The following is an 11,409-nucleotide window of genomic DNA, read 5'->3' as shown; positions in this document are numbered from 1 at the left end:
CGCAGAGAGAAGCCTGATGACCGCTCCCCGCCCCTTCGTTCTCACACCCGGCGAACCGGCTGGGATCGGCCCGGACCTGTGCCTGCTGCTGGCACTCGAGGTCCAGGCCAGAGCTCTGATCGCTATTGCCAGTCGCGCCCTGCTGGCTGAGCGCGCCTCGCAACTGGGCCTGGCGATCGAGCTGCGGGACGTCGGCCCGCAGGACTGGCCAAGCCAGCCGGCGCCGGCCAACTGCCTGTATGTCTGGGATACGCCGTTGGATGCACCAGCGGTCGCGGGCCAACTCGACGCACGCAATGGCCGCTACGTACTGGAAACGCTGACCCGAGCTGGACAAGGGTGCCTCGACGGCAGCTTCGCCGGCATGATCACCGCGCCGGTGCACAAGGGTGTGATCAATGAGGCCGGCATCCCCTTTTCAGGCCATACCGAGTTTCTCGCCGAGCTGACCCGCACCGATCAGGTGGTCATGATGCTGGCCACGCACGGATTGCGTGTCGCGCTGGTCACCACCCACCTGCCGCTCAAGGATGTCGCAGCGGCGATTACCGCGGAGCGCCTGGAGCGGGTTACGCGAATCCTGCACCACGATCTGGTCAGCAAGTTCGGCATTACCCAACCACGTATTCTTGTCTGCGGCCTGAACCCGCATGCGGGTGAGGGCGGCCACCTGGGCCGCGAAGAAATCGAGATCATCGAGCCCGTGCTGACCAGGCTGCGTGACGAGGGGCTTGATCTGATCGGCCCGCTGCCAGCCGATACGCTGTTCACCCCAAAAAATCTCGAGCTCTGCGACGCAGTGCTGGCGATGTACCACGACCAGGGCCTGCCGGTACTCAAGTACAAGGGTTTCGGTGCCGCGGTCAACGTGACCCTGGGCCTGCCGATCGTTCGCACGTCGGTAGATCATGGCACCGCGCTGGATCTGGCCGGCAGCGGCAAGATCGACACTGGCAGCCTGCGGGTCGCACTGGAAACGGCCTACCAGATGGTTGGCAGCCAGAGCTAGCACGCACCCCACGCGGCTCGAACGATCTTCTTGCCGCCCTCGCCTGCTAAAATACGCGCCTTATTCGTTTTCAGCTTTGAGCTTCAGGCTTCAAGCTGCGCCCTGGAGCCCCGATGTCCGATTATCAGCACCGCGCACGCAAGCGCTTTGGCCAGAACTTCCTGCACGACGCTGGCGTCATTCACCGCATTCTGCGGGCGATTCATGCCAAGCCGGGTGAACGACTGGTGGAGATCGGCCCAGGCCAAGGCGCATTGACCGAGGGACTGCTCGACAGCGGCGCACATCTGGATGTCGTCGAGCTCGACCTCGACCTGATCCCCATCCTGCAGGGCAAATTCGCCGGGCGCGAGAACTTCAATCTGCACCAGGGCGACGCGCTGAAGTTCAACTTCGGTCGCCTCAGCGCAGAGCCGAACAGCCTGCGCATCGTCGGCAACCTGCCCTACAACATCTCTACCCCGCTGATCTTTCACCTGCTCGACCACGCGCACCTGATCCGCGACATGCATTTCATGCTGCAGAAGGAAGTGGTCGAACGCCTGGCCGCGCTGCCGGGCGGCGGCGACTGGGGCCGACTGTCGATCATGGTGCAGTATCACTGCCGGGTAGAGCACCTGTTCAACGTCGGGCCGGGTGCGTTCAACCCGGCGCCAAAGGTCGATTCGGCGATCGTTCGCCTGGTGCCACATGAGACGCTGCCGCATCCAGCGCGCGATCACCATCAACTGGAGCGCGTAGTGCGCGAGGCGTTCAACCAACGGCGCAAGACCTTGCGCAACACCCTCAAGGGGCTGCTGGACGCCGACGCCATCGCAGCGGCGGATGTGGATGGCAGCCTGCGTCCCGAACAACTGGATCTGGCGGCCTTCGTTCGCCTTTCCGACCAACTGACAGAACGCAGCTGAGGCTTCGGTCTCTACCCTGCCTTCAACAGCGAGCAGACTCATGTCCGACGATAACCGCTACCGCATCGACGTCAGCGTCACGCCTCGCTATCTGGCCGCGCAATCGGAGCCGGAACAAAACCGCTATGCCTTTGCCTACACCGTAACCATCGAAAACAATGGCGAGGTGGCAGCGCAGCTGCTGTCGCGACACTGGATCATCACCGATGGCGACGGTCAGGTGCAGGAGGTGCGCGGTGCCGGCGTCATTGGCGAGCAGCCGCTGATCGCGCCAGGCGAACACCACGTCTACACCAGCGGAACGCTGCTGGCCACCGGTGTCGGCAGCATGCAAGGCAGCTATGAGATGTTGGCCGAGGATGGTCACAGTTTCGATGCGCTCATTGCGCCGTTCCGCCTGGCCGTACCCGGAGCATTGCATTGACGACCTATGCCGTCGGCGACCTGCAAGGTTGCCTCGAACCACTGACCTGTTTGTTGGAGCGCGTCGACTTCAGCCCTTCGCGAGACTGCCTGTGGCTGGCCGGCGACTTGGTCAACCGCGGCCCGCAATCGCTCGAGGCACTGCGCTTCGTACACGATCTCGGGTCGTCCGCAATCACCGTCCTCGGCAATCACGACCTGCACCTGCTGGCTGTGGCTCACAACATAGAGCGCATGCGCAAGTCCGACACGCTGCAAGCAATTCTGGCCGCGCCGGATCGGACCGACCTGATCGACTGGCTGCGCCAGCAGAAGCTCATTCATTACGAAGCCGCGCGTCACACCGCAATGGTGCATGCCGGCATTCCGCCGCAGTGGTCGCTGGAAAAGGCACTCAAGCGCGCCTCGGAAGTCGAGCAGGCACTGCAGGACGACGCACTGCTGATGCCGTTCCTCGACGGCATGTACGGTAATCAACCGGCGAAATGGAACAAGGAGCTGCACGGGGTGCCGCGACTGCGCCTGATCACCAACTACTTCACCCGCATGCGCTTCTGCAAGGCCGACGGCACCCTCGATCTGGAAGCGAAGGAAGGCGCCGACAGCGCCCCCGCCGGCTACTCGCCTTGGTTTAGCCACGCCAATCGCAAGACCCGCAACGTCAAACTGATCTTTGGTCACTGGGCTGCGCTGGAGGGTCAATGCGACGAACCGAACGTCTTCGCGCTGGACACTGGCTGCGTCTGGGGCAACGCCATGACCTTGATGAACCTCGACAGCGGCGAAATGCACCGCTGCGAATGTGAACACGGGAAACCCGCATGACCGACTTCAAACGCATCCCACCGGAACAGGCGCAGACCATGCGCAGCAGCGGCGCCGTAATCGTGGACATCCGCGATCCGCACAGCTATGCCAACGGCCACATCAGCGGCTCGCTGCATCTGGACAACCACTCGCTGCCGGATTTCATTGCCGCCGCCGATCTCGACCAGCCGCTGATCGTCACCTGCTATCACGGCCACTCCAGCCAGAGCGCAGCGGCCTATCTGGTCAATCAGGGCTTTTCGGACGTCTACAGCCTCGACGGCGGCTTCGAACTCTGGCGCCACACCTATCCGGCCGATGTCGAGCGCGGCGAAGAACAAGCGTAAAAATTTATTTCCCCCCGATAGCCCGCCATCCGCGGGCTAGGCGCTATCAACAGCCGAACGGCAGCGCCTAAATCCCCTCCCCGCCCTTGATCTTGCCGAATCCGAACTATCCTTGAGTTCAGGCCATCCAAATAAACGAAGCCGGGAAACGGCTGACGGATTTCAGGGTTTCGACCATTAGGTGTTCGGGGGAACTCCACTGGCCGCCACTTCGGCCGGGCCCAGAGTGCCTGATGACGCGCCTATTCGTGTATCGATCGAGGTGAAGTCATGAGCATTTTCAGCCACTTCCAACAACGTTTCGAAGCGACCCGCCAGGAGGAGTATTCCCTCCAGGAATATCTCGATCTGTGCAAGGCGGACCCAGGTACCTATGCCAGCGCCGCCGAGCGCCTGCTGATGGCGATCGGCGAGCCCGAACTGGTCGACACATCGGTCGACTCGCGACTGTCGCGCATCTTCTCCAACAAGGTGATCCGCCGTTATCCGGCCTTCGAGGATTTCCATGGCATGGAGGAGTGCATCGACCAGATCGTTTCCTACTTCCGTCACGCCGCGCAGGGGCTGGAAGAGAAGAAGCAGATCCTCTATCTCCTCGGTCCGGTGGGCGGGGGTAAATCGTCGCTTGCCGAGAAGCTCAAGCAGCTGATGGAGAAGGTGCCCTTCTACGCCATCAAGGGCTCGCCGGTGTTCGAGTCGCCTCTGGGGCTGTTCAACCCGGCCGAAGACGCGCAAATCCTCGAGGAGGACTACGGCATCCCGCGGCGCTATCTCAATTCGATCATGTCGCCCTGGGCCACCAAACGCCTGCAGGAGTTCGGCGGCGACATCAGTCAGTTCCGCGTGGTGAAGCTCTATCCCTCGATCCTCAACCAGATCGCCATTTCCAAGACCGAGCCGGGCGACGAGAACAACCAGGACATCTCCGCGCTGGTGGGCAAGGTGGATATCCGCAAGCTGGAAGAGTTTCCGCAGAACGACGCCGACGCCTACAGCTACTCGGGCGCACTGTGCCGGGCCAACCAGGGCCTGATGGAGTTCGTCGAGATGTTCAAGGCGCCGATCAAGGTGCTGCACCCCTTGCTGACCGCCACCCAGGAAGGCAACTACAACAGCACTGAGGGCTTGGGCGCGATTCCCTACAGCGGCATCCTGCTGGCCCACTCCAACGAGTCGGAATGGCATACCTTCCGCAACAACAAGAACAACGAGGCCTTCATCGACCGCATCTACATCGTCAAGGTGCCCTACTGCCTGCGTGTGTCGGACGAGGTGAAGATCTACGACAAGCTGCTGTTCAACAGTTCGCTGTCCACCGCTCACTGCGCGCCGGATACGCTGAAGATGCTCGCTCAGTTCTCGGTGCTCTCGCGCCTGAAGGAACCGGAGAACTCCAACATCTACTCCAAGATGCGCGTCTACGACGGCGAGAACCTCAAGGATACCGACCCCAAGGCCAAGTCGATCCAGGAATACCGCGACACCGCGGGCGTCGACGAGGGAATGAACGGGTTGTCCACGCGCTTCGCCTTCAAGATCCTGTCCAAGGTCTTCAACTTCGACCCACACGAGATCGCCGCCAACCCGGTGCATCTGCTCTACGTGCTGGAGCAGCAGATCGAGCAGGAGCAGTTCCCCGCCGAGGTACGCGAACGCTACCTGCGCTACCTCAAGGAATACCTGGCGCCGCGCTACGTCGAATTCATCGGCAAGGAAATCCAGACCGCCTACCTGGAGTCCTATAGCGAGTACGGCCAGAACATCTTCGACCGCTACGTACTCTACGCCGACTTCTGGATTCAGGACCAGGAATACCGCGACCCGGAAACCGGCGAAATCCTCAATCGCATGGCCCTCAACGAGGAGCTGGAGAAGATAGAGAAACCCGCCGGCATCAGCAACCCGAAGGATTTCCGCAACGAGATCGTCAACTTCGTGCTGCGCGCCCGGGCCAACAACAACGGCAAGAACCCGTCCTGGCTCAGCTACGAGAAGCTGCGCGTGGTGATCGAGAAGAAGATGTTCTCAAACACCGAGGACCTGTTGCCGGTCATCAGCTTCAACGCCAAGGCAAGCAAGGAAGACCAGAAGAAGCACAACGACTTCGTCGTGCGCATGGTCGAGCGTGGCTACACCGAGAAGCAGGTTCGCCTGCTGTCCGAATGGTATCTGCGGGTGCGTAAATCGCAGTAAGTGGCTGGAAGCCTGAAGCTGGAAGCATCGCGGCACGCTTCCAGCTTCAGGCCTATGGTTTCAGCCAAGCCCGGAGGGCCTATGAGCTACGTGATCGATCGTCGCCTGAATGGCAAGAACAAGAGCACGGTGAACCGCCAGCGTTTCCTGCAGCGGTACCGTGGGCATATCAAGAAGGCGGTGGAGGAAGCCGTCGGCCGGCGCTCCATCACCGACATGGAACATGGCGAGCAGATCAGCATTCCCGGCCGCGACATCGATGAGCCGGTGCTGCATCACGGCCGCGGCGGCCGCCAGACCATCGTCCATCCGGGCAACAAGGAGTTCGTTGCCGGCGAACGCATCCCCAGACCGCAGGGCGGCGGCGGTGGCCAGGGCGCCGGCCAGGCCAGCAATAGCGGCGACGGCATGGACGACTTCGTCTTCCAGATCACCCAGGAAGAATTCCTCGATTTCATGTTCGAGGACCTCGAACTGCCCAATCTGGTCAAGCGTCACCTGACCGGCACCGATACCTTCAAAACCGTGCGGGCCGGCATCAGCAACGAGGGCAACCCGTCGCGCATCAACATCGTGCGCACGCTGCGCTCGGCCCATGCCAGACGCATTGCGCTATCTGGCAGCAGCCGTGCACAACTGCGCACACTGAAGGCAGAGCTGGAGCGACTACGTCTTGAGGAGCCGAACAACTTCGGCGACATCAAGGCCACCGAGGAGGAGATCGAACGGCTGAAGGCGCGCATCAAACGCGTGCCATTCCTCGACACCTTCGATCTGAAATACAACCTGCTGGTCAAGCATCCCAACCCCAGCTCCAAGGCGGTGATGTTCTGCCTGATGGACGTTTCCGGCTCCATGACTCAGGCCACCAAGGACATCGCCAAGCGCTTCTTCATCCTGCTGTACCTTTTCCTCAAGCGGAACTACGACAAGATCGATGTGGTATTCATCCGTCACCACACCAGCGCCAAGGAAGTCGACGAGGAAGAGTTCTTCTACTCGCGGGAGACCGGCGGCACCATCGTCTCCAGCGCCCTGAAGATGATGCAGGAGATCATGGCCGAGCGTTACCCGGCCAACGAGTGGAACATCTACGCCGCTCAGGCTTCCGACGGCGACAACTGGAACGACGATTCGCCGCTGTGCCGCGACATCCTGATCAACCAGATCATGCCGTTCGTGCAGTACTTCACCTACGTTGAAATCACCCCGCGCGAACACCAGGCGCTCTGGTACGAGTACAACCAGGTCGCAGAAGCCTTTTCCGATGCGTTCGCCCAACAGCAGTTGGTCAGCGCCGGGGACATCTACCCAGTGTTCCGCGAACTCTTCCAGCGGCGCATGACCAGCTGAGGTGTGCAGCATGAAGCGACAGCCCATTTCCACCGGCTCGGAATGGACCTTCGACCTGATTCGGCAGTACGACCGCGAGATCGGCCGCATCGCCGAGCGCTACGCGCTGGACACCTACCCGAACCAGATCGAGGTGATCACCGCCGAGCAGATGATGGACGCCTACGCCTCGGTTGGCATGCCGCTGGGTTACCACCACTGGTCCTACGGCAAGCAGTTCCTGCACACCGAGAAACACTACAAGCGCGGGCAGATGGGTCTGGCCTACGAGATCGTCATCAATTCCGATCCCTGCATCGCCTACCTGATGGAAGAGAACACCATGTGCATGCAGTCACTGGTGATCGCCCACGCCAGCTACGGGCACAACAGCTTCTTCAAGGGCAATTACCTGTTCCGCACCTGGACCGACGCCAGCTCGATCATCGACTACCTGGTGTTCGCCAAGCAGTACATCATGCAATGCGAGGAGCGGCACGGCATCGATGCGGTGGAAGACCTGCTCGACTCCTGCCACGCACTGATGAACTACGGTGTCGACCGCTACAAGCGTCCCTACCCCATCTCTGCAGAAGAAGAGCGCCGACGCCAGAAGGATCGCGAGGAGCATCTGCAACGGCAGATCAACGACCTCTGGCGCACCATTCCCAAGGGCACGGACAAGGGCGATGGGTTGGCGGACAGTCAGCGTTTCCCGGCAGAGCCGCAGGAAAATATCCTCTATTTCATCGAGAAGCACGCCCCGCTGTTGGAGCCATGGCAGCGCGAGGTGGTGCGTATCGTGCGCAAGATCGCGCAGTACTTCTATCCACAGCGCCAGACCCAGGTGATGAACGAAGGCTGGGCGACATTCTGGCACTACACCCTGCTAAACGATCTGTATGACGAGGGCCTGGTCACCGACGGCTTCATGATGGAGTTTCTGCAGTCGCATACCAGCGTGATCTACCAGCCAGGCTTCGACAGCCCCTACTACAGCGGCATCAACCCCTACACCCTGGGCTTCGCCATGTACCAGGACATCCGCCGGATTTGCGAGCACCCCACCGAGGAGGACAAGCGCTGGTTCCCGGAGATCGCCGGCAGCGACTGGCTGACCACCGTCAAGTTCGCCATGAACAACTTCAAGGACGAGAGCTTTATCCTGCAGTTTCTCTCGCCTAAGGTGATCCGCGACCTCAAGCTGTTCAGCATCCTTGACGATGACCGCAAGGACGAGCTGCTGGTCCCGGCGATCCACGATGAAAGTGGTTACCACACCATTCGCGAACTGCTCGCCGCGCAATACAACCTCGGCAACCGCGAGCCCAACGTCCAGGTATGGAGCGTCGACCGTCGCGGCGATCGCTCGCTGACCTTGCGTCACATGCAGCACGACCGCAAGCCATTGGGCGGGTCCACCGAAGAGGTGCTCAAGCATCTGCATCGGCTGTGGGGCTTCGATGTTCACCTGCAGTCGATGCAGGACGACAAGCTGGTCAATACTCATCACATACCAGCAAGACCCAGCAGCGAGGCAGAGACCGACAACCGTTTTCCCGGCATGAACTTCGCCTGACAGTGGGCCGCGGCCCACCTCCGAGGCCCTTCCTTACCCGCCACGCTGTAGCCTCAGCGCCGATATCCTTTATCCTCCGCGCCAACGGAGGTGGACATGCAGATCTACAAAGTCGGCGGCGCAGTACGCGACCGCCTGTTGGGGCGCCCGGTGACCGAGGTCGACTGGCTGGTGGTCGGTGCCACGCCGGAAGAAATGCAGGCCAGCGGCTTCCGCCCGGTCGGTGCGGACTTCCCGGTTTTCCTGCACCCGCAGACCGGCGAGGAATACGCCCTGGCGCGCACCGAGCGCAAAAGCGGTCGTGGCTATGGCGGATTCACCTTCCATGCCAGCCCCGACGTCACCCTCGAAGAAGATCTGCAGCGCCGCGATCTCACCATCAATGCCATCGCCGAAGATGACCAGGGCCAGCTGATTGATCCATACGGCGGTCAGCGCGACCTGCGGGCACGGCTATTGCGCCACGTTTCCCCCGCTTTCGCCGAAGATCCGTTGCGTGTTCTGCGCGTGGCGCGCTTCGCCGCACGCTACGCCGAGACTGGCTTCCGTATCGCCGACGAAACGCTGGAACTGATGCGCCGACTGGCACGCTCCGGCGAGTTGTCGGCGCTGACGGCGGAGCGCAGCTGGAAAGAAATTTCACGTGCGCTGATGGAGCCGCGGCCGGAAGTATTCATTCAGGTGCTACAGAACTGTGACGCGCTGGCCGAGCTGTTCCCGGAACTGGCCGCCACCTTCGCCAAGGGCAATGCTGCCGGTGGGCACCTGCTTGGCACGCTTCGGCAGTGCGCCGAACATGACCAGCCACTGCCGGTACGCTGGGCCTGCCTGCTACTTGGCTGCATGACGTCGGCCGATAGCCAGCAACCACGTCTGGCCGCCATCGATACACTCAACCAGCGCTGCAAGGCACCGAAAGATTGCCAGGAACTGGCGATGCTGCTCGGCAGATATCAGGATGACGCGTTCAACGCCAAGAAACTGCATGCCGATGCACTGCTCGACATGCTGCAGCATTTCGACATCTACCGGCGGCCGGAGCGCTTCGAGCAGTTCGTCGCGGCTTGTGAAATGCGCGCCCTGGCAGGCACGCCCGGCGAATTGCTCTTCGAAGCCGATTATCTGCACGGCGCGGCCAGCGCAGCCCGTGCCGTGTCGGTCAAACCGCTGCTGGAGCAAGGATTCAAAGGTGCCGAGCTGGGCAAAGCGCTCGGTGCTGCGCGCCTCGATGCCCTGAGCATCTACTGCCGGGAATATTCGCGGTAAGGCATTCAGGCGCGCTGTGGAGGATGGTTGCGGATCAGATCGGCAGGCGTCAGCTCGCTGCCGCGCCACTGAAACGGCACTGGCCAGAGCTGCTGGTCGATGGATGACTGCGCCCACAGATCGGCAAAGACCTCGCCTGCAGCGGGATGTTTGACGGTCGGCGCCAATAACGCCAGCGGCCAGAGCACGAAGGCGTTCTTCAGGATCTCCGCACGCGGCAGCAGCAAGCCATGGAAGTTGCCGACCAGCTCGCCATACAGCAGCACATCGATATCCAGCGGCAACCCCTTGCGATCCGGCGCGTAACGGCCATTGTCCGCCTCAATGAACTTGAGCCGGCGGTCCAGTTCCGTCAGCGGCAGGTCGGTGTAGCCGGCGACCACCAGGTTGTAGAAGTTGTCGCCCTTATAGCCCACCGCCAGGCTCTCGAACACTGGTGAGCAACGCATATCCTGCAGCAGCTCGGCCAGCGCATCGAGCCCGGCATGCAGGCGCTCGATGCGCTGCACATTGCTGCCCAGGCCGAGCATGACGGGGGTCAGCGACATCCGCGTTCGATCTCCACGCCCAGCGCACGGGCACGCGCATTGACGCCTGGTTTGGTGACCCGCAGGCGCAGCCAGACGATGCCGAACTCGCTCATCAACTTTCGCGCCAGACGCTCAGCGAAGGTTTCGACCAGCTCGAAGCGCGCCGCGCAGGCGAACTGATCGATGGCCGCAGCGACCTTGGCATAGTCCAGAGCCTTGTCCAGCTCATCATTATCGGCGGCCGGTCGTATGTCCCAGCCCAGCGTCAGGTCGAGCTGCAGGCACTGGCGAATCCCGCGCTCCCAGTCGTAGGCGCCGATTACCGTATCCACTTCCAGGCCTTCGATGAAGACTGTATCCACGCAACGTTCTCCTGCGGCACGACAAGCTCGAAACGCGCCGTTAGACTCATAGGCTCCCTGCCCCGGATGGATTCCATGTTCTGGCTGCTGACCTTGCTCGCGTACCTGATCGGCTCGCTGTCATTCGCCATACTGCTTAGCCGCCTGGCCGGAATGCCCGACCCGCGTGTCGGTGGCTCCGGCAATCCCGGCGCCACCAATATGCTTCGTCTGGCAGGCAAGCGACTGGCGATCTGCACGCTGTTCGGCGATCTGCTCAAGGGCCTGCTGCCCGTACTGCTGGCCGCCTCGCTGGACATGTCCGTCCAGCAACAGGCCTGGATCGGTCTGGCAGCGGTCTGCGGCCATCTCTATCCGTTGTATTTTCGCTTCCGTGGCGGCAAGGGTGTCGCCACCGCCGCCGGCACCCTGCTCGCGCTCTACCCGCCGGCCGCACTGCTGGCCATCGTCGCCTGGCTGCTGGTATTCCGCCTGACCCGGACCAGCTCGCTGGCTGCCCTTATCGCCCTGCCGCTATGCCTGCCACTGCTGGCCTGGCAGCAACCCGGCGCGCTGTTGCCGATGAGCCTGCTCGCCACACTGATCGTCTGGCGCCATCGCAGCAACGTGCGCGACCTTTTCGCCGGCCGGGAACGGCATTTCTGACCGCTCTG

Annotated in this window: 12 protein-coding genes; 10 read left to right on the top strand and 2 right to left on the bottom strand. The window is 61.9% G+C overall.

The genetic code is table 11. The features are described 5' to 3' along the window. The first annotated feature begins 16 nt into the window (after positions 1-16). From pdxA to IEG05_RS03220, 9 genes are all read left to right on the top strand, one after another. Complete coding sequence (pdxA, locus tag IEG05_RS03260) at positions 17-1,009, top strand: 4-hydroxythreonine-4-phosphate dehydrogenase PdxA (RefSeq protein WP_191121639.1); 993 nt, start codon at positions 17-19, stop codon at positions 1,007-1,009. A 113-nt stretch (positions 1,010-1,122) separates the two neighbouring features. Next, entirely contained in the window at positions 1,123-1,917 is a 795-nt protein-coding gene (gene rsmA, locus IEG05_RS03255) for a 16S rRNA (adenine(1518)-N(6)/adenine(1519)-N(6))-dimethyltransferase RsmA (RefSeq protein WP_191121638.1), read from the top strand. A gap of 40 nt (positions 1,918-1,957) precedes the next feature. Further along, complete coding sequence (gene apaG / locus IEG05_RS03250) at positions 1,958-2,341, top strand: Co2+/Mg2+ efflux protein ApaG (RefSeq protein ID WP_191121637.1); 384 nt, start codon at positions 1,958-1,960, stop codon at positions 2,339-2,341. Beyond that, positions 2,338-3,165 (top strand): symmetrical bis(5'-nucleosyl)-tetraphosphatase, encoded by an 828-nt coding sequence (locus tag IEG05_RS03245; RefSeq protein WP_125876943.1) that lies wholly within the window; start codon positions 2,338-2,340, stop codon positions 3,163-3,165. The genes apaG and IEG05_RS03245 overlap by 4 nt, the downstream gene beginning before the upstream one ends. After that, the gene (glpE, locus tag IEG05_RS03240; protein ID WP_003300975.1) at positions 3,162-3,494 is read left to right on the top strand and encodes a thiosulfate sulfurtransferase GlpE; all 333 of its coding nucleotides are present in this window, start codon (positions 3,162-3,164) and stop codon (positions 3,492-3,494) included. The genes IEG05_RS03245 and glpE overlap by 4 nt, the downstream gene beginning before the upstream one ends. Before the next feature lie 270 nt (positions 3,495-3,764). Further along, positions 3,765-5,687 (top strand): PrkA family serine protein kinase, encoded by a 1,923-nt coding sequence (locus tag IEG05_RS03235; protein WP_041015146.1) that lies wholly within the window; start codon positions 3,765-3,767, stop codon positions 5,685-5,687. An 81-nt stretch (positions 5,688-5,768) separates the two neighbouring features. Continuing rightward, entirely contained in the window at positions 5,769-7,040 is a 1,272-nt protein-coding gene (locus tag IEG05_RS03230) for a YeaH/YhbH family protein (protein ID WP_014821685.1), read from the top strand. Between the two features lie 10 nt (positions 7,041-7,050). Then, on the top strand, positions 7,051-8,598 hold the full coding sequence (locus IEG05_RS03225) for a SpoVR family protein (protein WP_191121636.1): 1,548 nt from the start codon (positions 7,051-7,053) through the stop codon (positions 8,596-8,598). A gap of 96 nt (positions 8,599-8,694) precedes the next feature. Beyond that, positions 8,695-9,864: a multifunctional CCA addition/repair protein gene (locus tag IEG05_RS03220; protein ID WP_046621590.1), complete on the top strand. Its 1,170-nt coding sequence runs from the start codon at positions 8,695-8,697 to the stop codon at positions 9,862-9,864. 5 nt (positions 9,865-9,869) lie between these two features. Here IEG05_RS03220 and folK read toward each other — a convergent pair whose 3' ends face one another. Both folK and folB read right to left on the bottom strand, forming a co-directional pair. After that, positions 9,870-10,412 carry a 2-amino-4-hydroxy-6-hydroxymethyldihydropteridine diphosphokinase gene (folK, locus tag IEG05_RS03215; RefSeq protein WP_046621588.1) on the bottom strand — a complete coding sequence of 181 codons (543 nt, stop codon included), beginning with the start codon at positions 10,410-10,412 and terminating at the stop codon, positions 9,870-9,872. Then, complete coding sequence (gene folB / locus IEG05_RS03210; protein ID WP_046621586.1) at positions 10,403-10,756, bottom strand: dihydroneopterin aldolase; 354 nt, start codon at positions 10,754-10,756, stop codon at positions 10,403-10,405. The genes folK and folB overlap by 10 nt, the downstream gene beginning before the upstream one ends. Positions 10,757-10,831: 75 nt before the next feature. On the opposite strand from folB, the gene plsY reads away from it, so the two are divergent. Continuing rightward, entirely contained in the window at positions 10,832-11,401 is a 570-nt protein-coding gene (gene plsY / locus IEG05_RS03205) for a glycerol-3-phosphate 1-O-acyltransferase PlsY (protein ID WP_046621584.1), read from the top strand. Positions 11,402-11,409 lie beyond the last annotated feature (8 nt).

Source organism: Stutzerimonas kunmingensis (assembly GCF_014764705.1).
GTDB lineage: Bacteria > Pseudomonadota > Gammaproteobacteria > Pseudomonadales > Pseudomonadaceae > Stutzerimonas.
Note: the sequence above shows the minus strand (reverse complement) of the source record. Positions and strands in the feature narration are given on the sequence as shown.

What these genes read in the sequence shown, in the direction of transcription:
- glpE (WP_003300975.1), top strand. Translation starts at nt 3,162, where the DNA reads ATGACCGACTTCAAACGCATCCCACCGGAACAGGCGCAGACCATGCGC.
- IEG05_RS03220 (WP_046621590.1), top strand. Translation starts at nt 8,695, where the DNA reads ATGCAGATCTACAAAGTCGGCGGCGCAGTACGCGACCGCCTGTTGGGG.
- folK (WP_046621588.1), bottom strand. Translation starts at nt 10,412, where the DNA reads ATGTCGCTGACCCCCGTCATGCTCGGCCTGGGCAGCAATGTGCAGCGC.
- IEG05_RS03230 (WP_014821685.1), top strand. Translation starts at nt 5,769, where the DNA reads ATGAGCTACGTGATCGATCGTCGCCTGAATGGCAAGAACAAGAGCACG.
- pdxA (WP_191121639.1), top strand. Translation starts at nt 17, where the DNA reads ATGACCGCTCCCCGCCCCTTCGTTCTCACACCCGGCGAACCGGCTGGG.
- IEG05_RS03235 (WP_041015146.1), top strand. Translation starts at nt 3,765, where the DNA reads ATGAGCATTTTCAGCCACTTCCAACAACGTTTCGAAGCGACCCGCCAG.
- plsY (WP_046621584.1), top strand. Translation starts at nt 10,832, where the DNA reads ATGTTCTGGCTGCTGACCTTGCTCGCGTACCTGATCGGCTCGCTGTCA.
- IEG05_RS03225 (WP_191121636.1), top strand. Translation starts at nt 7,051, where the DNA reads ATGAAGCGACAGCCCATTTCCACCGGCTCGGAATGGACCTTCGACCTG.
- apaG (WP_191121637.1), top strand. Translation starts at nt 1,958, where the DNA reads ATGTCCGACGATAACCGCTACCGCATCGACGTCAGCGTCACGCCTCGC.
- rsmA (WP_191121638.1), top strand. Translation starts at nt 1,123, where the DNA reads ATGTCCGATTATCAGCACCGCGCACGCAAGCGCTTTGGCCAGAACTTC.